Origin of the sequence: Sinorhizobium meliloti (assembly GCF_017876815.1) — a bacterium.
Classification (GTDB): domain Bacteria; phylum Pseudomonadota; class Alphaproteobacteria; order Rhizobiales; family Rhizobiaceae; genus Sinorhizobium; species Sinorhizobium meliloti.
In genome coordinates, this window is the sequence record NZ_JAGIOS010000001.1 from 25,056 (window position 1) to 44,330 (window position 19,275).

A 19,275-nucleotide genomic window follows, 5' to 3' on the forward strand; every position below is an offset into this window, starting at 1 on the left:
GCAGATTCCGATTCGCGGCACGGGGACGAAGACGGTTACATCGGCCGGCAAGAAATTGCACACTCGTCCGCAACCGAACGGCATACGAATTTGAGCAGGACCTTGGACCGGATACGGCTATGAAGCTCATCGAACGCTACATATTCCGGCGCGCCACGATCATGTTCCTGGCGACGCTCCTGCCGTTGATGGGCATCGTGTGGACCACGCAGGCGCTCACCAATGTGAACCTCGTTACCGACAGCGGTCAGTCGATCATCGCCTTCCTGAAGCTCGCGACGCTGATTCTGCCGTCGGTCGTGCCGATCATTCTGCCCTTTGCCCTCGTGATCGGCGTGACGCAGACGCTGAGCGCGATGAACACCGATTCGGAGCTTACGGTGCTCAGTGCCGCCGGCAGTTCGCGCATGTCCATCATCCGGCCGGTGATGTTCCTCGCGGCAGGACTGAGCGTCCTCTCCTTCGCCATCGACAATTTCGTCGAGCCTTATTCGCGCGTTGCCGTACGCAAGATGATCGCGACGGCCCATGCGGACCTGCTCGCCTCCGTCGTCCAGGAGAACGCATTCCGCAAGATTACCGACGGGCTTTACGTGCAGGTCGGCGCCCGCCGAAGCGGCGGCGTACTGCAAGGCATCTTCGTCGCCGATGCGCGTGATCCGAATTTCGAGCTCGTCTATTATGCGCGCGAGGGGGCCGTCGACGAGGAACGCTCCGCGCTGGTGATGAAGGATGGGGAGGTCCACCGCAAACTGCCGGACGGCGACGTTTCCATCATCAAGTTCGACTCCTATGCCTTCGATCTGACGGACCTGACCAGGATGGCGGGGGAGGCCAATATCCGCGCCAAGGATCGCGATCTCTTCTATCTGCTTGATCCCGATCCCGACGACGAAGCCTACAAGCGAGCTCCGCTCGCCTTTACGGCGGAGCTGCACCGGCGCTTCACCGAATGGACCTTTCCGTTGCTCTTCGGCCTCATTGCACTTGTGGTCAGCAGCGATGCCCGGTCGCACCGCGAAGCACGGGTGCACCCGATGGTCAGCGCCCTTGGAGCGGCTCTGGTCATCCGGTGGATGACGTTCTACGCGGCCAACAGCGCCGAAGATTCGGTATGGTTCGTGCCGCTCATGTATCTGGTCCCGCTGGTGACGGGAGCGCTTGCCATACAGCAGCTTGCCAGCAACCGGCGCCTCGACATCCCCATGACCTGGCAGGAAAAGCTCACGGACCTCATGGTCAGGCTTCGGCTGGTGCGGCCGGCGGGTGCCGACGGGGAGCAGCCCTCATGATTTTCAACACGCTCGGACGCTATTTCTTCAAGCGCTATGCACGCACTACGTTTTGGTTCCTCGTCGGAATTTTCGCGCTGATCTTCATCATCGACTTCAGCGAACTGACCAGCCGCATGTCGAACCTGCCACATTACACGGTGTCGGGCGCGCTACTGATGACCACGTTCCGCATTCCGACGATCCTGCAGCAAACGGTTCCCTTCGTTGCGCTCTTCGCGGCGATGGCTGCATTGATCTCCCTTAACCGGCGCTATGAACTCGTCGTAACCCGGGCGGCGGGCATTTCCGTCTGGCAATTCCTGCGTCCGTTCGTCGTCGGCGCCCTGCTCTTCGGCGTGCTTGCCGTGGTCGTGATCAACCCGCTTGCCGCCTGGGGAACCAAGAAGGCGGAAGCGCTCGAAGCGGAGTGGGGCTCCACCCGTTCGGCTGCCGCGAACTCGATTCCCTGGCTCCGGCAGATCTACGACGGCACCGACACGATCATCGGCGCACGCTCCGTCCAGAACGGCGGCACCGAGCTGATCAACGTGACCGTTATCCACTTCGATCCACAGGGCGCAATCACGCTCCGGCAGGATGCGAAGTCGGCGAAACTCGAAGATGGTTACTGGCTTCTTAACGGCGTCGTCGAGACGGAAGTCGGGCGCCTGCCGCGTCGTATGGAAACGGCACAGCTTCGCACCAATCTGAAGCCGGATTTCGTCCAGGAACGTCTGGCAAAGGCTGATTCCATTCAGTTTTTCGACCTTCCGCGGAAAATCGAAGTGGCGCGGTCCTTCGGCTTTTCCACCAACGGCCTGGAAACGCAATTTCACTCTCTCATGTCGCTGCCGCTGCTCCTCGTCGCGATGACGCTGATCGCCGCCTGCGTCTCGTTAAAATTTAGCCGGTTCAATCAATCTCGGTCGGTGATTCTCGGTGGAATCCTGTCGGGCTTCGTGCTTTATGTCGTCACCGTGCTTGTCAAAGCATTCGGGAGCAGCGGCATTGTGCCTCCGTTCGTTGCAGCCTGGCTGCCGGTCGTTGTAGCAATGGCGCTGGGCTCGACGATTCTACTGCATCAGGAGGATGGCTAGTGGCGGCAGGCAACCGCAAACGCATGAAGCTTACCAACGCTGCCCTGCTTGCAGGCGTGGCGCTGCATATGCTTGCCATCGGAATGAATGCGCCAGCCAAGGCGCAGGATGCAGCGGCGCGAATCGACGATCTGCAGCCGAATATCCCTGCCGACGCCAAGCTGCTGCTGACCGCCAATGAGCTTGTCTACAATCGCGACACGGAAAAGGTGACCGTGCGCGGCAATGTCCAGATCGAATACGGCGGCTACAAGATGGTCGCCCGGCAGGTAGATTACGACCAGAAATCCGGTCGTATCCTCGCGACCGGCGACATCCAGCTCATCGAGCCGGGCGGCAACATCGTCTATGCCGACAGGATGGACGTCACCGACGACTTCGGCAACGGCTTCGTCCAGGCCCTCAGGATCGAAACGACCGATCTGACGCGCCTGGCGGCGGAGACCGGCGAAAGGCGCAATGGCGAGGAATTCATCCTCAACAAGGCCGTCTACACCGCATGCACTCCGTGCAACACCAAGCCGGAACATCGCTCTCTGTGGCACATCAAGGCCCAGCGCATCATTCAGAACGGACGCACCCGTACCATTCGGCTCGAGCACGCCTATTTCGAACTCTTCGGCAAGCCGATCGCCTACATTCCGGTGATGGAAATCCCGGACCATACGGTCAAGCGCAAGAGCGGTGTCCTTTTCCCGCAGTTCCGCTACACGCAAAAGCTCGGCGCCGGCGTGGGAGTACCCTATTACTGGGCGATCTCGCCCCATATGGACGCGACGATCACCGGCACCGGACTGACCCGCCAGGGCTTCCTCCTCGAGGGTGAGTTCCGGCAGCAATTCCACAACGGCCTGCATACGCTGAACGTCGCCGGCATCAGCCAGTTGGACAGGGAGCAGTTCACGCCGGGCACCGTCGACGCGCTGGAAACCAATCGCGGCATGATCGCCTCGCGGGGCAAATTCGAGATCAATCCCCGCTGGAGTTTCGGCTGGAACGTCCTCGTCCAGTCGGACAACAACTTCGCCAAGACCTACGATCTGTCGACCTTCGACGGCACGACCTATGTGAACCAGGCCTATCTGACCGGCCTCGGCAAACGCAATTATTTCGACCTGCGGGCCTTCTATTTCGACATTCAGGATGCCGACCCGGACAGCATCGACGAAAACAAGCAGCCAGTCGCGCAAGTCCTCGACTATTCCTACACTGCACCGGAGCCGATCCTGGGCGGCGAACTCAACGCCGATTTCAACCTGACCAACATCAAGCGCAACCGCCTCGACAGGGTGAATGTGCTGGGCGTCGAGCGCTTCCGTGGGCTCGAGGGTACCTCGCACAGGCTCACCGGCGAGCTCGAATGGAAGCGGACATTCATTGCGCCCGGCGGGCTTGTGCTGACACCGCTGCTCGCGGCACGGGGCGATGCCCTCGGCATGAATGTGGATGACCCGGTCGGTTATACCGGCAACTTCACCAGCAGCGATGCCGAGACGCGCAGAATGTTGACCGCCGGACTCGAGGCGCGCTATCCGATCCTCTTCGCTGGAGAGACGAGCACCCATGTTCTCGAACCGATCGGCCAGCTATATGCGCGCCCGGACGAGCAATATGCGGGCGGACTGCCGAACGAAGACGCGCAGAGTTTCGTCTTCGACGCGACCAACCTCTTCGATCGCGACAAATTCTCCGGTTACGATCGCATCGAGGGCGGTACACGCGCGAATATCGGTCTGCGGTATACCGGAAGCTTCGACAGCGGCTACGGCCTGCGCGCCATTGCCGGCCAGTCGTTTCAGCTTGGCGGCCTGAACTCCTTCGCGACGGACGATCTCGTCAAGGCCGGGGCGGATTCGGGCCTCGAAACCGACAGTTCCGACTATGTCGCCATGCTGGGTATCGACGCCCCGTCCGGTCTGATGGCGAGCCTCTCCGGACGGCTGGACGAAAGCGACTTCTCGCTGCGCCGGGCCGATGCCACGGTCGGCTATCTCGGGCTGAACTGGCAGGCCGCTCTCACCTATACGCGGATCGAAGCGCAGCCGACCTATGGCTCGCCGTTCGATCAGGACGAAATCCAGACCGCTGCCGCCTACCGGTTCCACGAATATTGGTCGGTATTCGGCGCGGTGACCTACGACATCGACGCGGGCGTCGTCTCCCGCAACGGCCTCGGCATCACCTATGACGACCAGGACACGCTGTTCTCGATCGTCTACAAGCAGGAGCGGGATACCGACAGTTCGCTTGCGAACGACTGGTCGATCGGCGCCCGCATCAGCTTCCGCACGCTCGGTGACGTCTATGTCGGCGACACGAGATTTGACGAGCTGGACTACTTCTAAAGTGGCCCTGACCCGCCCTTACCGCATCGATCATGCGGTCTTGTCATTGTTTGGCCGCATGTATTATGCATTTGCCTCACATTGACACCTACGGCGCCGCGCGTCTTGCGTGACGCGCAGAGCTCGCCGTAGCGAAGTCGGCAGTGTGGCAACTGAAGCCGCCGGCAACGGGAGGCAGAACGAGCAGGGGAATGATGATGGGCGGGAAAAACGCGATCGTGAGGTTGCTTTCGGCGGTTGCACTGGCGGGTGCGCTGAGTGTCGCAGCGGGTACGGTTACCACGGCAATGGCGGCGAGCACGGTCGAGGTGGTCGTCAACAGCACCGTGATCACCTCCGGCGACGTCGCCAAGCGGGTCGCCTTCCTGAAGCTTCAGCGGCAAAGCGGCGGCGCAGCCGAAGCCAAGCAGCAGCTCGTCGACGAGGTACTGAAGCGCGCCGAGATCGCGCGCGTTCAGCAGTCCGTCAGCACCGACGAGGTCGATGCCGCCTTTGCGCGTTTCGCCGCCGGTAACAAGCTTTCGCCGGAGCAGCTCGGCAAGATTCTTGACCAGGCCGGCGTCGGGGTCGACCATTTCAAGCAGTATATCGCAGTCCAGATGAGCTGGCCGCGCGTCGTCAACTTCCGCTACGGCAGCGCCAGCCGCCTTTCCGGCGGCGACCTCGTCAAGCGCATGATGCAGGGCGGCGGCAACAAGCCGGTCACGACGGAATATTTCCTGCAGCAGGTCATCTTCGTCATTCCCGAATCGAAGCGCGGCGCCATCACGGCGAAGCGGCAGGCCGAAGCCAATGCCTCGCGCTCGCAGTTTCCAGGCTGCGATACCTCAAAGGCCTTCGCGGCGAACTACCGCGACGTCTCGATCCGCAGCCTCGGCCGAATTCTTGCACAGCAACTGCCCGAAGACTGGAAGCCGCTCGTCGAAAAAGCCGGCGACGGCATGACCACGGGTACGCGGGTTACCGAGAAAGGCGTCGAATATCTGGCAATCTGCAAGAAGCGTCAGGTCAACGACGACGCCGCCGCCGAGATCGTCTTCCGTGCCGAGGACCTCGGCAAGAAGAAGTCCGAGGGGGAAGACCCGAACAGCGCCAAATATCTTGAAGAACTGCGCTCGAAGGCGCAGATCGTCAACAAATAACGAGCCAGCATGAGCGAGACGAGCATCGGGCCGGTCGCCCTGACCATGGGCGATCCGGCCGGGATCGGTCCGGATATCACCCTTTCCGTATGGGCGAAGCGGGCCGATCGGCCGACGCCGCCGTTTCTCTATGTAGGCGATCCGGCGGTGCTTGCCGCCCGCGCCAAGCTCCTGGGCCAGACCGTGCCGATATGCGAGACCGATTGTCCCGGGGCCGTCGCCGCTTTCCGGCAGGCGCTGCCCGTTTGGCCGGTCCGCTCCCCTGCCCCCGTGATTCCCGGTAATCCCGATGCGGCAAATGCTTCCGCCGTGACCGATGCGATCGACACCGCCGTCCGGCTCGTGCTGGCGGGAGAAGCGTCCGCCCTCGCCACCAATCCGATTTCCAAGGCAGTGCTCTACGAGGCGGGGTTCCGCTTTCCGGGCCACACCGAATATCTCGCGGACCTCGCTGCGCGCGCAACGGGGGTTGCCGCCCTGCCGGTGATGATGCTGGCAGGACCGAAGCTGCGCGCGGTCCCGGTCACGATCCATATCCCGCTCAAGGACGTTCCAGCCGCGCTGACGCCGGATCTGATCTACGAGACCTGCACGATCACCGCGGCCGACCTCAGGAGCCGCTTCGGCCTGCCGGCGCCGCGCCTGGCGATTGCCGGTCTCAATCCGCATGCGGGCGAAGGCGGCGCGCTCGGCCGCGAGGACGATGCCGTCATCCGGCCGGTCATCGATCGCCTGCGCGCCGAGGGGCTGGACGTCGTCGGACCCTTGCCGGCGGACACCATGTTCCACGATCGCGCGAGAGAGACCTACGACGTCGCCATCTGCATGTATCACGATCAGGCATTGATACCGGCCAAGGCGCTCGGTTTCGATGACAGCGTCAATGTCACGCTGGGCCTGCCCTTCATCAGAACCTCGCCGGATCACGGGACCGCCTTCAGCCTGGCCGGGAAAGGGATCGCGCGCGAGGAAAGCCTTCTTGCGGCCTTGCGGCTTGCAGCAGAACTTGCCCGCAATGCCGGCGGGACGAAGCGCTGATGGCGGCTCTCGACGGTCTGCCGCCGCTACGCGACGTCATCCAGCGGCACGGTCTCGACGCGAAGAAGGCGCTCGGCCAGAATTTCCTCCTCGATCTCAACCTTACCCAGAAGATCGCGCGCACCGCCGGTCCGCTGGAGGACGTGACAGTGATCGAAGTCGGTCCGGGTCCCGGCGGCCTTACACGGGCGATCCTCGCTCTTGGGGCAAAGAAGGTCGTCGCGATCGAGCGCGATTCGCGCTGCCTGCCGGCACTCGCCGAGATCGGCGCCCATTATCCGGGGCGGCTCGACATCATCGAGGACGACGCACTGAAGGTGGACTTCGAAGCGCTTGCCGACGGACCGGTGCGCATCATCGCCAATCTTCCCTACAATGTCGGCACACAGCTTCTCGTCAACTGGCTGCTGCCGGGGCTCTGGCCACCCTTCTGGCAATCGATGACGCTGATGTTCCAGCGCGAGGTCGGCCTCAGGATCGTCGCCGGCGCCGATGACGATCACTATGGCAGGCTCGGCGTCCTCTGCGGCTGGCGGACAAAGGCGCGTCTGGCATTCGACGTGCCGCCACAGGCCTTCACACCGCCGCCCAAGGTGACATCGACGGTCGTCCATCTCGAGCCTGTCGAGGCTCCAATTCCCTGCTCGCCCGCGGTTCTCGAGAAGGTCACCCAGGCAGCCTTCGGCCAACGGCGCAAGATGCTCCGCCAGAGCCTGAAGCCCCTCGGTGGCGAGGCGCTGCTTGCAAAGGCGGGCATCGATCCGCAACGCCGCGCGGAAACCTTGACCGTCGAAGAATTTTGCCGATTGGCCAATTGTCTGTAGAGCCGGACGCTTAACCCACCCTCGCCCTCATCTCTGTGCTTGTCACAGAGATCCAGCAGCGCCGCGTCTGCGGTGCGGAAAAGCCTTTCCAGCCCAAGGACTTGGGCTGGCTGGATTCCTGTGACAGGCACAGGAATGAGGGTAGGAGGAGCGGGCGTTACACCCATGTCTGCTGCGGGAAAGCAAGCCCGGCTTATAGGACGTTTCGAGGGGACCGCGCTCTATTCGGCCTTCAGGAATTCGCCGACTTCGAGCAACACGAATTCATTGTCGTCCGCCTTGTCGAGCGAACGCCCGGCGGAGAAGGTCGCGGCAGCGGGATGAGGGGCCGCACCTCGGCGCACGTCCAAGGCCTCTCCATCCGCCTGCCGGCACCTTCTCCCCGCGAGGGGCGAAGGGATAAGCGGCGCGCTCAGAGAGGATTTTCCGTCAGCAGTCCGTTGACGAATTCGAAGAGGCCGGGGCGCCGGTCGCGGCGAAGGCGCTCGGCTTCGACGATCGCCCTGACGGAGGAGAAGGCCCGGTCGAGATCGTCGTTGACCACGATGTAATCGTATTCGCGCCAGTGCTCGATTTCGGCGCGCGAATTGGCGAGCCGGGTCGCGATGACCTCTTCACTATCCTCGGCGCGCCGGTGGAGCCGCGACTGCAGCTCCGCCATGGACGGCGGCAGGATGAAGATCGATACCACGTCGCCCGCCATTTTTTCCTGCAGCTGCTGGGCGCCCTGCCAATCGATGTCGAAGAGCATGTCCCGCCCTTCGCCCATCGCCTTTTCGACGGCGTCACGCGGCGTGCCGTAGTAATTGCCGTGCACTTCGGCCCATTCCAGCAGCGAGTCCGTTGCCCTCAGCGCCTCGAACTCTCGGATCGACTTGAAAAAATAGTGCCGCCCCTCGATCTCGCTCGGCCGCCGCGAACGCGTCGTCACGCTCACTGAAATGCTCAAGTCCGGATCGGCTTCGAGCAGGTTGCGCGCGATCGTAGACTTCCCCGCACCCGAGGGCGATGAAATGACGAGCATCAGCCCGCGGCGAGCGATCTTGATGGGCGAAACGGTCGCCGGTTTCATATCCTACTCCAGATTCTGAACCTGTTCGCGGAACTGGTCGATCACGACCTTCAATTCGATACCGGCGGCAGACACGGCGGCGGCATTCGATTTCGAACAGATGGTATTCGATTCGCGGTTAAATTCCTGTGCAAGGAAATCGAGCTTGCGTCCGACCGGCCCGCCCTTTGTCAGGAGGTCGCGGGCAGCCGCAATATGCGAGCCCAGCCGGTCGAGTTCCTCCCGAAGATCGGCCTTCGTCGCAAGCAGCGCGACCTCTGCATGCAGCCTTTCGCGATCGATGCCGGACGCGTTGGCCATGATGACCGAAACCTGCTGCGCCAGCCTGTCGGCGATCGCCTGCGGGCTGCGGGACGGATCGTTTTCGACTACCGCGGTCAGTTTCTCGATGCGATCCACCTGGGCTAGCAACACCTGCCCGAGCGCCTTGCCCTCTTCTTCCCGCATCGTCCGCAGATCGGCGAGCGCGCCTTCCAGGCCGGCGAGTATCTCCGCGTCGCGTTCCGCGCGCTCGTTCTCGCTCTCCTCCGGCTCGCGGAAGTCGACAATGCCGCGAATGGAAAGCAACGTATCGAGTTTGAGCGGCGCCGGATCGATGACATCGCCCAATCGTTCGCGAAGCTTCAGGACGGCGGCGAGCGCTTCCTCGTTGAGAACTGCCTCCGTCGAAGCTTCAGTACCGCTCAGCGAAAGGCCGACCTGCAAGTTCCCTCGCGAGAAATACTGCGAGGCGAGGCGTCGGCAGTCGGGCTCGATACGTTCAAGTCCCGGCGGCAGGCGAAGCCGCATGTCGAGACCTTTGCCGTTGACCGAACGGAGTTCCCAAGCCCAGCGATAGCGTCCGCTGCTCCCCTCTTTCCTGGCAAAGCCGGTCATCGATTGGAGCGGCATCGTTTCCTCCGTTGGCAGTGATTCGATAAAGCACAACGATCTCTGCACCTCCGAGCGGAGGCACGACATTGTCATTGAGGGAAGCACTATGGCGACAGCGCCGAACTCCGCAAGGAATATCCGCGCGGCGGCGAGTCCGTCCACATGAGGCTGAGGCGCGCCGCATCAATGTATGCGACGCGCCTCAGGTTTTGCTTTCGTGCACGTCGTTATACCAAACCGCTGCGCGGTTTTTGGCGACATGTATTATTGCTGGGTCCCGGTCTGCGTGACGGCATCCTGTGCAGCCTCGGTGGCCTTGGCCGCCTCCGCCGCCCTCTCCGCCTCGAGCTTGCGCCAGCGCCGCACATTGGCATTGTGCTCGTCGAGCGTCTCCGCGAAGACATGCCCACCGGTGCCGTCGGCGACGAAGTAGAGCTCGGGCGTGCGCGACGGATTGGCGACGGCTTCGAGCGCTGCCCGGCCCGGATTTGCGATCGGCGTCGGCGGCAGGCCTTTGATGAGATAGGTGTTGTACGGCGTCTGCTTGTCGAGGTCGGACCTCAGGATTGCCCGGTCGGCGGGTTTGCCGTCGCCGCCGAAGATACCGTAGATGATCGTCGGATCCGACTGCAGCCTCATGCCTTTTTCCAGGCGATTGATGAACACCGAAGCGACCCTCGGTCGCTCGTCCGCGCGGCCGGTCTCCTTCTCCACGATCGACGCAAGAGTTACGAATTCCTCTATGGTCGATACGGGAAGGTCCGGATCCCGCTTCTCCCAGATCTGCTGCACCAGCGCCTTCTGGGCAGCGGTCATCTGCTTGACGATCTCGTTACGGTCGGTTCCCCGGGTGAACTTGTAGGTGTCCGGCTTGAGGGAGCCTTCGGGCGGCAGCTCCGCCGGCAGATCGCCGACAAGAACCGGGTCGTCGGCAAGCCTGTGGAACATCTGCTTCACGGTCAAACCCTCCGGCAGCGAAACGGAGTAGAGGATCGACTTGCCGGACTTCAGAAGCTCCATGATCTCCTGCATCGATGCATGCGCCTTGATTTCATACTCGCCGGCCTTGAGCGTGTCATTGCTCAGATAGGCTTCCGAAACGAACCGGAATACGCGGCTGTCGGTAATGATCTCGTTGCGCTCCAGGTTGCTGGCGATTTCGCTGATGCCCGCGCCGCTGCGAACGATGAAATTCTTGTTCGCCTCCAGCGGCCCCGGCTTTTCATATTCGTGCATCGCGTAATAGACGGCCCCGGCGGCCGCGAGCGCCACGAAGACGACCACGGTCATGACGAAGTTGAGAAAGATGACGACCTGGCTGCGGGCCTTGCGCGAACGCTTCGGCGGATGGGGAACTCTTTCGGGACGCAGCGCTTCGTTGGCCGACTTCGGAATGATCGGCCCGTTGCTCCCGGTTTCATTGCGGCCGAATTGCACCGCGCTGTTATCGTTTGAGTCGCTCACGATTGTCCCGATTCCGAAATTCGCAACCTTATCAAACCGCCGCCGGTGCGAATTTCGGATTAGACCGGCGACCAGTGAATGTTACGGCGGCCTCTGCGGCTCCGGTGAAGGAGCGGCCTGCCCAGCGATGAATATCCTACAATTACCAGATGTGGCTTGCGCGAACATGCCCCTTGGCGGCGTCCCCGAGTCGTCGCCACTCCAGCGACAGCTTGTAGTGAGCATTGCGGCAAAAAGCGGGATCGCGGGTCGATGCAGATCGGAAGATGTGCCCGAATTCCGCTTACCTTGGCAACCCGTTTCGCAACACGCCCGCCCGAGGGATCAATGGCCGGTGTAACGGCGCAGAATCAACGACGCGTTGGTGCCGCCGAAACCGAACGAGTTCGACAGGGCCACATTGATCTCGCGCTTGCGCGCGACATGCGGCACGAGATCGATCTTCGTCTCGACGGAAGGGTTGTCCAGGTTGAGCGTCGGCGGGGCTATATTGTCGCGAATTGCGAGCGCCGAGAAGATGGCTTCGACCGCGCCGGCTGCGCCGAGCAAATGTCCGATGGCCGACTTCGTCGAGGACATGGAGATCCTCGACGCGCTGTCGCCGACCAGCCGTTCGACCGCGCCGAGCTCGATCGTGTCGGCCATCGTCGATGTTCCGTGAGCGTTGATATAGTCGATGTCCGCAGCCGTGACGCCCGCGCGCTTCAGCGCCATCTGCATGCAGCGGTAAGCGCCTTCGCCGTCTTCGGACGGAGCAGTGATGTGGAAGGCGTCGCCGGACAGGCCGTAACCGATCACTTCTGCGTAGATCTTGGCACCGCGCGCCCTTGCGTGCTCCAGTTCTTCCAGAACGACGATGCCCGCACCCTCGCCCATGACGAAGCCGTCACGATCGGCGTCATAGGGCCGCGAGGCCTTCTCGGGATTGTCGTTGTGCTGTGTCGAGAGCGCCTTGCAGGCGGCGAATCCTGCGAGCGATATCCGGCAGATCGGAGATTCCGTACCACCGGCCACCATCACGTCCGCATCCCCGAGCGCGATCAGCCGGCTGGCGTCGCCGATCGCATGCGCGCCGGTCGAGCAGGCCGTCACGACGGAATGGTTGGGACCCCGCAGCTTGTGGCGGATGGAAACCTGACCGGCTGCGAGATTGATCAGCCGGCCGGGAATGAAGAACGGGGAAATACGCCGCGGGCCCTTGTCGCGCAGGGTGTAACCCGCATCGACGATACCTTCCAGCCCGCCGATGCCGGAGCCGATCAGGACGCCGGTCGAAATCTGGTCTTCGTCGCTTTCGGGTTTCCAGCCGGCATCCGCCAGCGCCATGTCGGCAGCGGCCATCGCATAGACGATGAAAGGATCGACCTTGCGCTGTTCCTTGGGCTCCATCCAGTCGTCGGCATTGAACGTGCCGTCGCTGCCATCGCCGAAGGGAATGCGGCAGGCAATCTTGGCGGGAAGGTCCTCGACCTCGAACTCGGTGACCTTGCGGGCCGCGTTGTCGCCGGCCAGAAGACGCGCCCAGCTGACTTCGGTTCCGCAACCCAGAGGAGATACCATGCCGGTACCGGTGATAACGACACGTCTCATACCCGTGACCCACCCTGACTGTTCAATTCAACCGCCGGACCGGACCACGCGACGATCGCGACCCGCGCATGCATTGCAAATCTCATTACAGCGTCGTGAAGACGCGCAAAGGTCGCTGTGACCTTATGGTTCCTTGCATGTTCTTGTCCCTGGACGGACTCCTATCAGGATACATGCAGTAGTGACGACCAGAGGGAAAGGCGGGACGCTTTGCCGATCGCAACCCGCAGTGCATGCGGGCCAGCCCACTGCCCCAGGGCTGAACGGGCCGCGAGTGCGGCCCGCCAATGACTCAAGCCAAAAGGTCAGGCCTGGGCTTTCTCGATGAACTTGACGGCGTCGCCAACGGTGAGGATCGAATCTGCTGCGTCGTCCGGGATTTCGACACCGAATTCCTCTTCGAATGCCATGACCAGTTCGACGGTGTCGAGCGAGTCCGCGCCGAGGTCATCGATGAAGCTTGCGCCTTCGCTGACCTTTTCGGCGTCGACGCCAAGATGATCAATAACAATTTTCTTCACGCGTTCTGCGATATCGCTCATGTCGGAGTTCCTCGACCTTATGTTTCTCTACGGCGCTGTTACCGGCACCGGCACTCTATCACGCCTGATAGACCAAGTTGGTCCAACGGGCAATCCATCCAACCGAAACCGCGGAAACCCAGGGCAGCAAGAGCTGCCGGACACCTGGCCGGAACGGTCGACTGCGCGCAGTCATGGCCCGATTAACACGGTTTATGCCTGCCGCAAAGGGCGAAAATGCCCGTTATTCCCTTGGTCAACATTGAATTTCAGGCATTTGGCACAAACAAACGAAGAGGCTGATCGGAGGTCGCGGCACAGGCCGAAGCCCAAGGAGCCGCGCACTCCATCGCCTCGTCAGATCATCGCCATGCCGCCGTTGACGTGGATCGTCTGACCGGTGACATATCCCGCTTCGTTAGAAGCGAGATAGGCCACGGCGGAGGCGACTTCCGCTCCGCTTCCCATCCGCCGCATCGGGATCGCAGACATGATCCCTTCCTTCTGCTTGTCGTTCAGCTTGCCCGTCATCGCGCTTTCGATGAAGCCCGGGGCGACGCAGTTGACCGTGACGTTGCGGGTGGCGATTTCCTGTGCAAGCGACTTGGAGAAGCCGATCATGCCCGCCTTCGAGGCGCAGTAATTCGCCTGCCCCGGATTGCCGGTGACACCGACGACCGAGGTTATGTTGACGATGCGGCCGAAGCGACGGCGCATCATCGGATGCGTGAGCTCGCGCGTCAGCCGGAAGACGGCCGTGAGATTGACTTCGATGACGTTGTCCCAGTCCTCGTCGCTCATGCGGACGAAGAGCCCGTCCTTGGTAATGCCGGCGTTGTTGACGAGGATATCGACGCCGCCGAGATCGGCTTCCGCCTTCTCTCCGAGCGCCTTGACTTCCGCGCGATCGGAGAGGTTTGCCGGGAATATCTGAACCCGCTCGCCGAGGGTGTTGGCAAGCGTTTCGAGCTTCTCGACGCGGGTACCATGGAGTCCGACGACGGCGCCCTGGGCATGCAGCATGCGGGCGATTTCCTCGCCGATACCACCGGAAGCGCCGGTAACGAGAGCCTTGCGGCCTGAAAGATCGAACATGGATTTCTCCTTATAGTAGGGCGCTCAGGCCAAGAGGACGGCAAGCGCCGCATCGATATCGGCGGGCGAATTGACGGCGATGCCCGTGACGGTCTTGTCGATCCTCCGGGCAAGTCCCGTCAGGACCTTGCCCGAGCCGATCTCGTAAAGCGTCGTAACTTCATGGGCCGCAAACCACTCGACCGTCTCGCGCCAGCGCACCTGCCCGGTCACCTGCTCGACAAGCAGGCGCGCGATCTCGCCCGCATCGCTTACCGGCGCAGCAAGCACGTTCGCGACGACCGGAACCACGGGATCGCGCTTCTCGACCGTCGCGAGCGCCTTGCGCATGGCCTCGGCGGCCGGCGTCATCAAGGCGGAATGGAAGGGGGCGGACACGGGCAGCATAAGCGCGCGCTTGGCACCCTTTTCCGAAGCGAGGGCCGCGGCCTTCTCCACAGCAGGCTTCTCGCCCGAGATCACCAGCTGGCCGCCGCCGTTGTCGTTGGCGATCTGGCACGAGCCGAACGATGATGCGTCACGGCAGACCGCTTCGACATCGTCATGCTCCAGACCGATGATCGCCGCCATCGCGCCCTTGCCGACGGGGACGGCCGCCTGCATCGCATTGCCGCGAATGCGCAGAAGACGCGCCGTGTCGGCGAGCGAGAACGTACCGGCGGCACAGAGCGCCGAATACTCCCCGAGCGAGTGGCCCGCGACGAAGGAAACCTTGCTCTTGAGGTCGAGGCCCTTGGCTTCTAGCACGCGGATTACCGCCATGGACACTGCCATCAGCGCCGGTTGCGCATTCGCCGTCAGCGTCAACGTCTCCTCAGGCCCGTTCCACATGATGTCGGAAAGCTTTTCGCTGAGCGCGTCGTCGACCTCGGCAAAGACAGCCGCGGCCTCCGGAAATGCTTCGGCCAGATCCTTGCCCATGCCCACGGCCTGGCTGCCCTGGCCGGGGAACGTGAATGCGATGCTCATCAAGAGTGCCCCTTCCCTGGATCGCGGCTGGCTCGGAGCAACCAAATAGCCGGGATCGTTTCAATTGCGCGAGCAGGTGCAGATGAACCGCCCGGACCCTGCTGCCGCCGCGTATTTTCCTCTCCATTCACATTCCTGAACAGCAAGTCAAGCGCGGAAGCCGCGCTTGACCGGTTGCTTGCGGTCTTTTGCCCTTGATCTTCGCCAATCAAGGCTTAAGTTTGCCCCGCTTTGCCGCCGCGTCGTTCCGGAACTTCCCGGGCTGCGGCCAACCGTCATTTCCAAGGCGGAGCGCCTTCCTCCCATGGCGCGAACCCGCTCCACAAGGAACGTCATGCGCTACAACAAACTCGGCCGCACCGGCATCAAGGTTTCGTCCATCTGCCTCGGAACGATGACGTGGGGCTCGCAGAACACGCCGGCCGAAGCCCACGAACAGCTTGATTATGCTTTCGACCGCGGCGTCAACTTCATCGATACCGCCGAACTCTATCCGACCACGCCGCTTTCAGCGGAGACCTACGGCAACACCGAACGCATCATCGGCGATTGGCTGGCCGCGCGCGGCCGACGCGACGACGTGGTGGTTGCAACCAAGGTCGCCGGCTCCGGCCGTGCCTACATCCGCAATGGCGGCCCGGTCACCCCGGAAGGAATCGGCGAGGCGGTCGATGCGAGCCTCGCGCGGCTCAGGACCGACTATATCGACCTTTATCAGCTGCACTGGCCCAACCGCGGTCATTACCACTTCAGAAACGCCTGGTCCTATGACCCCTCCCACCAGAACAAGGAGGAGGTTGCGGCTGATCTCAAGGCCATTCTGGACAAGCTCGGCGAACTCGTCAAAGCGGGCAAAATCCGCGCTGTCGGCCTTTCGAACGATACGGCCTGGGGCGCGATGAAGATGATCGACCTCGCCAACAGATACGGCTTCCCGCGCGTCGCGACGATTCAGAACGAGTACAATCTGCTCTACCGCAGCTACGATCTCGACCTCGCGGAAGTGTCGCACCACGAAGATATCGGCCTGCTCGCCTATTCGCCGTTGGCGGCCGGGCTCTTGAGCGGAAAATATCTGGACGGTGCCAGGCCGGCCGGATCCCGCCTGTCGATCAACGGCGACCTCGGCGGCCGCTACACGCCGCATCAGGAGCCCGCCGTGGCCGCCTATGCCGCACTCGCCCGCGAACACGGTCTTGACCCGGCCCAGATGGCAATCGCCTTCTGTCTCACGCGCCCCTTCATGGCCTCGGCCATCATCGGCGCCACGTCGATCGAGCAGCTGAAGAACGACCTCGGCGCCGCCGACGTCACTCTTTCCCAGGACGTGATGAACGGCATCCGGCGCCTGCATCGGCTCTATCCGGCGCCGATCTGAAACACTCTCGCGCCGGAGCGGCGGCTTCATGCCGCCATCTGGCGGCAGCTCTCGGCACACCGCCTGCAGGCGTCGACGCAATCGCCCATGTCGCCGATGCGCTCGCAATCGTCCGCGCATTCCGCGCAGATCTCGGCGCACTCGCCGCACAGGTGCTTGTGGTGCGGCGTGCCAAGCAGCATGAAATGCGCCGCGTCCCTGCAAATCTCCGCGCAGGCCATCATCAGCCGGAAGTGCGGCGGCTTGGTATGCTCGCCGCCGGCTTCGAGGCAATGAGTCATCGCCGTCGAAAGGCAGACGCGATAACAGGCAAGACAATTCTCGATGCATTCCTGCATCTTCGGATCGAAGGGGGCCATTTTCTTCTCCCGGATGGGTGGAAGCCCACTCAACAGCGCAAGGGCGCTTTTGTTCCGGCTGAGCGCAGCCCGGACACCAATCCGACGAGGCGGCTTGCATTTCGGCAGAAAACCCGTATAAGCGCGCTGTTCGAAACGCCCGGTCTTCTGGCTGGTGGCTGAACGGAGGGCCGGTTTCCATTCGGAAGCCGCGAGGAATGTAAAGGCATTCCGGCCTCCCGTGTCTCCGCTCTCGACCGTCTCGATACAACACTTTCTTGCCGGCTCTCATAGCCTTTAAGAACAGTCGTTGAGGCTTAGCCGCCGAGGTCCGGGCTGATTAACGCAAGAAAGGCAAGCCACAATGGCTCTTTATGAACACGTATTCCTCGCTCGGCAGGACATCACGCCGCAGCAGGTCGACGCTCTCGTCGAGCAGTACAAGGGTGTAATCGAAGCGAACGGCGGCAAGGTCGGTCGGGTCGAAAACTGGGGCCTGAAGTCCCTCACCTACCGCATCAAGAAGAACCGCAAGGCTCACTACGTCCTCATGGACATCGATGCCCCGGCACCGGCCGTGCACGAAGTCGAGCGTCAGATGCGCATCAACGAAGACGTCCTGCGCTACATGACGATCGCCGTCGGCAAGCACGAGGAAGGCCCGTCCGCGATGATGCAGAAGCGCGACCGCGACGATCGCCCGCGCCGCGACGGCGACCGTCCGGACCGTGGTGGGTTTGGCGACCGTGGTCCGCGTCCGGACCGTGGCGATCGCGATGACCGTCCGCGCCGCCCGCGCGAAGACCGCGCTTAACAAGAAGCTTTAGGAGATAAAGACAATGGCTGAAGTTTCTTCCGCTCCGGTACGCCGTCCGTTCCACCGTCGCCGCAAGACCTGCCCCTTCTCGGGTGCAAACGCTCCGCGGATCGACTACAAGGACGTCCGTCTCCTGCAGCGCTACATTTCCGAGCGCGGCAAGATCGTGCCCTCGCGCATCACGGCCGTTTCCCAGAAGAAGCAGCGCGAACTCGCCCAAGCGATCAAGCGCGCCCGCTTCCTCGGCCTGCTGCCCTACATCGTATCGTAAGGCGGCCGGCGCTCCGTCGATCGGCTGACTCGACGGAAACCAGCTTCGATCGAGGCGCTCTCTCAAGGGTGCCTCGATTCCTCCCTTCCGCGGTGGGCGCGGATCGGAAACGCGCCGGAACGGCGCACAAATCCCATGTTGGGGCAATGGCCGGATGGTCGCCCCTAACTGCCTCTCAAGCAGGACAGCGAACGTGAAGACCTGGAACAGGACATCGCTGCTGACCGGCGTTCTCGCCGGCATTACCGCCGCCCTCTTGTCGATGGGCGCGAATACGCAGTCGTCTCTTGCGATCGTTCTCTACGCCGCCTCCGCGCTGCCGATCCTGATTGCGGGTCTCGGTTGGGGAAACGCCGCCGCCATCGCTGCCATCGTGGTCGCGGGCGGGGCAGCAGTGGCGCTCGTGTCACCCTATTTCGCACTGCTGATCGTCGTCGTGACGCTCGTCCCGGCCGGCTGGCTCAGCCACCTCTCCAATCTTGCGCGCCCGGCTTCCGAACTCGGCGGTCCCGAGGGTTCACTCGCCTGGTATCCGCTCTCCGACATCCTCGTGCATCTTGCCGGACTGGTGACGGTCGGCATGGTCATCGTCGGCTACATTGTCGGGTACGACTCGAGCGTCTCCGACATCATGGTCGACATGGTGATCGAGGCGGTGAAGGCGCAGGAACCGCTCTACAATCCGGATGCCGCGGCGATCGCTCAGCTCAAGTCGATATTCACGCTGGCGCTGCCGCTCGTGCAGGGTGCGATCTGGGTATTGATGCTGTTCGCCGCCTACTACCTCGCGACCCGCATCGTACAGCTATCCGGCAAGGCGCTTCGGCCGCGGGAGGACGTTCCCTCGTCGCTCAGGATGCACCGCAACGCCATCTTCGTTTTTCTCGGCGGCCTGGCCCTCACCTTCTTCGGCGGTGCGCCGGCTGTGATAGGTGCGCTCGTCTGCGGCACCTTCGGCGCCGGCTTCCTGCTCTCGGGCTTCGCCTCCTTCCATTTTCGCACGCGCGGCAAGTCCTGGCGGCTTCCCGTGCTGTGGATCGCATACCTGTCGGTATTCGTCTTCACGATTCCGGCTTTCTTCTTCCTCCTGTCCGGCCTGATCGATACGCGCCGCGCCATCGCACTCACGCCCACGGGAAAAAACTGACCAACGAAACAAAACAAAAC

The 19,275-nt window shown here is 62.5% G+C and carries 19 protein-coding genes; 10 read left to right on the top strand and 9 right to left on the bottom strand.

What is annotated here, in order from left to right:
• Positions 1–119 precede the first annotated feature (119 nt).
• The 6 genes from lptF to rsmA all read left to right on the top strand — a co-directional run bounded on the left by lptF (position 120) and on the right by rsmA (position 7,720).
• Positions 120–1,292, top strand: a complete 1,173-nt coding sequence (gene lptF, locus JOH52_RS00130; RefSeq protein ID WP_003531650.1) for an LPS export ABC transporter permease LptF — start codon at positions 120–122, stop codon at positions 1,290–1,292.
• Positions 1,289–2,371: an LPS export ABC transporter permease LptG gene (gene lptG / locus JOH52_RS00135; RefSeq protein ID WP_003531651.1), complete on the top strand. Its 1,083-nt coding sequence runs from the start codon at positions 1,289–1,291 to the stop codon at positions 2,369–2,371. The genes lptF and lptG overlap by 4 nt, the downstream gene beginning before the upstream one ends.
• On the top strand, positions 2,371–4,716 hold the full coding sequence (locus tag JOH52_RS00140) for an LPS-assembly protein LptD (protein WP_014529827.1): 2,346 nt from the start codon (positions 2,371–2,373) through the stop codon (positions 4,714–4,716). Before lptG ends, JOH52_RS00140 begins: the two co-directional genes overlap by 1 nt.
• A gap of 191 nt (positions 4,717–4,907) precedes the next feature.
• The gene (locus JOH52_RS00145; RefSeq protein ID WP_003531653.1) at positions 4,908–5,858 is read left to right on the top strand and encodes a SurA N-terminal domain-containing protein; all 951 of its coding nucleotides are present in this window, start codon (positions 4,908–4,910) and stop codon (positions 5,856–5,858) included.
• A 9-nt stretch (positions 5,859–5,867) separates the two neighbouring features.
• Positions 5,868–6,896: a 4-hydroxythreonine-4-phosphate dehydrogenase PdxA gene (gene pdxA, locus JOH52_RS00150; RefSeq protein ID WP_014529828.1), complete on the top strand. Its 1,029-nt coding sequence runs from the start codon at positions 5,868–5,870 to the stop codon at positions 6,894–6,896.
• Positions 6,896–7,720: a 16S rRNA (adenine(1518)-N(6)/adenine(1519)-N(6))-dimethyltransferase RsmA gene (gene rsmA / locus JOH52_RS00155; RefSeq protein WP_010969072.1), complete on the top strand. Its 825-nt coding sequence runs from the start codon at positions 6,896–6,898 to the stop codon at positions 7,718–7,720. The genes pdxA and rsmA overlap by 1 nt, the downstream gene beginning before the upstream one ends.
• A gap of 221 nt (positions 7,721–7,941) precedes the next feature.
• Here rsmA and JOH52_RS35865 read toward each other — a convergent pair whose 3' ends face one another.
• From JOH52_RS35865 to fabD, 8 genes are all read right to left on the bottom strand, one after another.
• Positions 7,942–8,070, bottom strand: coding sequence for a hypothetical protein (locus tag JOH52_RS35865; protein WP_003531656.1), 129 nt, complete (start codon positions 8,068–8,070; stop codon positions 7,942–7,944).
• Between the two features lie 62 nt (positions 8,071–8,132).
• Positions 8,133–8,792: a guanylate kinase gene (gene gmk / locus JOH52_RS00160; protein WP_003531657.1), complete on the bottom strand. Its 660-nt coding sequence runs from the start codon at positions 8,790–8,792 to the stop codon at positions 8,133–8,135.
• A 3-nt stretch (positions 8,793–8,795) separates the two neighbouring features.
• Positions 8,796–9,683 (bottom strand): YicC/YloC family endoribonuclease, encoded by an 888-nt coding sequence (locus tag JOH52_RS00165; protein WP_010969071.1) that lies wholly within the window; start codon positions 9,681–9,683, stop codon positions 8,796–8,798.
• Positions 9,684–9,929: 246 nt separating this feature from the next.
• The gene (gene mltG, locus JOH52_RS00170; RefSeq protein WP_010969070.1) at positions 9,930–11,129 is read right to left on the bottom strand and encodes an endolytic transglycosylase MltG; all 1,200 of its coding nucleotides are present in this window, start codon (positions 11,127–11,129) and stop codon (positions 9,930–9,932) included.
• Between the two features lie 324 nt (positions 11,130–11,453).
• Positions 11,454–12,719 (bottom strand): beta-ketoacyl-ACP synthase II, encoded by a 1,266-nt coding sequence (fabF, locus tag JOH52_RS00175; protein WP_014526659.1) that lies wholly within the window; start codon positions 12,717–12,719, stop codon positions 11,454–11,456.
• 305 nt (positions 12,720–13,024) lie between these two features.
• Positions 13,025–13,261 (bottom strand): acyl carrier protein, encoded by a 237-nt coding sequence (locus JOH52_RS00180; protein ID WP_003531676.1) that lies wholly within the window; start codon positions 13,259–13,261, stop codon positions 13,025–13,027.
• A gap of 336 nt (positions 13,262–13,597) precedes the next feature.
• Positions 13,598–14,335 (bottom strand): 3-oxoacyl-[acyl-carrier-protein] reductase, encoded by a 738-nt coding sequence (fabG, locus tag JOH52_RS00185; RefSeq protein ID WP_003531678.1) that lies wholly within the window; start codon positions 14,333–14,335, stop codon positions 13,598–13,600.
• A gap of 24 nt (positions 14,336–14,359) precedes the next feature.
• The gene (gene fabD, locus JOH52_RS00190; RefSeq protein ID WP_010969068.1) at positions 14,360–15,304 is read right to left on the bottom strand and encodes an ACP S-malonyltransferase; all 945 of its coding nucleotides are present in this window, start codon (positions 15,302–15,304) and stop codon (positions 14,360–14,362) included.
• A gap of 334 nt (positions 15,305–15,638) precedes the next feature.
• On the opposite strand from fabD, the gene JOH52_RS00195 reads away from it, so the two are divergent.
• A complete protein-coding gene (locus JOH52_RS00195; RefSeq protein WP_010969067.1) occupies positions 15,639–16,682 on the top strand; it encodes an aldo/keto reductase in 1,044 nt (347 codons plus the stop codon).
• A 26-nt stretch (positions 16,683–16,708) separates the two neighbouring features.
• Here the strand turns inward: JOH52_RS00195 and JOH52_RS00200 are convergent, their stop codons facing one another.
• Positions 16,709–17,041, bottom strand: a complete 333-nt coding sequence (locus JOH52_RS00200) for a four-helix bundle copper-binding protein (RefSeq protein ID WP_010969066.1) — start codon at positions 17,039–17,041, stop codon at positions 16,709–16,711.
• Between the two features lie 343 nt (positions 17,042–17,384).
• Between JOH52_RS00200 and rpsF the strand changes: the two genes are divergently transcribed.
• The 3 genes from rpsF (at position 17,385) to JOH52_RS00215 (ending at position 19,255) form a co-directional block, all read left to right on the top strand.
• Positions 17,385–17,834 (top strand): 30S ribosomal protein S6, encoded by a 450-nt coding sequence (gene rpsF / locus JOH52_RS00205; protein WP_003531690.1) that lies wholly within the window; start codon positions 17,385–17,387, stop codon positions 17,832–17,834.
• A 25-nt stretch (positions 17,835–17,859) separates the two neighbouring features.
• Positions 17,860–18,108 carry a 30S ribosomal protein S18 gene (gene rpsR / locus JOH52_RS00210; RefSeq protein WP_003531693.1) on the top strand — a complete coding sequence of 83 codons (249 nt, stop codon included), beginning with the start codon at positions 17,860–17,862 and terminating at the stop codon, positions 18,106–18,108.
• 193 nt (positions 18,109–18,301) lie between these two features.
• On the top strand, positions 18,302–19,255 hold the full coding sequence (locus JOH52_RS00215) for a YybS family protein (RefSeq protein WP_010969065.1): 954 nt from the start codon (positions 18,302–18,304) through the stop codon (positions 19,253–19,255).
• Positions 19,256–19,275 lie beyond the last annotated feature (20 nt).

Coding starts and splice junctions, on each gene's coding strand:
- lptF (WP_003531650.1), top strand. CDS start 120: ATGAAGCTCATCGAACGCTACATATTCCGGCGCGCCACGATCATGTTC.
- lptG (WP_003531651.1), top strand. CDS start 1,289: ATGATTTTCAACACGCTCGGACGCTATTTCTTCAAGCGCTATGCACGC.
- JOH52_RS00145 (WP_003531653.1), top strand. CDS start 4,908: ATGATGATGGGCGGGAAAAACGCGATCGTGAGGTTGCTTTCGGCGGTT.
- pdxA (WP_014529828.1), top strand. CDS start 5,868: ATGAGCGAGACGAGCATCGGGCCGGTCGCCCTGACCATGGGCGATCCG.
- rsmA (WP_010969072.1), top strand. CDS start 6,896: ATGGCGGCTCTCGACGGTCTGCCGCCGCTACGCGACGTCATCCAGCGG.
- gmk (WP_003531657.1), bottom strand. CDS start 8,792: ATGAAACCGGCGACCGTTTCGCCCATCAAGATCGCTCGCCGCGGGCTG.
- JOH52_RS00165 (WP_010969071.1), bottom strand. CDS start 9,683: ATGCCGCTCCAATCGATGACCGGCTTTGCCAGGAAAGAGGGGAGCAGC.
- fabF (WP_014526659.1), bottom strand. CDS start 12,719: ATGAGACGTGTCGTTATCACCGGTACCGGCATGGTATCTCCTCTGGGT.
- JOH52_RS00180 (WP_003531676.1), bottom strand. CDS start 13,261: ATGAGCGATATCGCAGAACGCGTGAAGAAAATTGTTATTGATCATCTT.
- fabG (WP_003531678.1), bottom strand. CDS start 14,335: ATGTTCGATCTTTCAGGCCGCAAGGCTCTCGTTACCGGCGCTTCCGGT.
- fabD (WP_010969068.1), bottom strand. CDS start 15,304: ATGAGCATCGCATTCACGTTCCCCGGCCAGGGCAGCCAGGCCGTGGGC.
- JOH52_RS00195 (WP_010969067.1), top strand. CDS start 15,639: ATGCGCTACAACAAACTCGGCCGCACCGGCATCAAGGTTTCGTCCATC.
- JOH52_RS00200 (WP_010969066.1), bottom strand. CDS start 17,041: ATGGCCCCCTTCGATCCGAAGATGCAGGAATGCATCGAGAATTGTCTT.
- rpsF (WP_003531690.1), top strand. CDS start 17,385: ATGGCTCTTTATGAACACGTATTCCTCGCTCGGCAGGACATCACGCCG.
- rpsR (WP_003531693.1), top strand. CDS start 17,860: ATGGCTGAAGTTTCTTCCGCTCCGGTACGCCGTCCGTTCCACCGTCGC.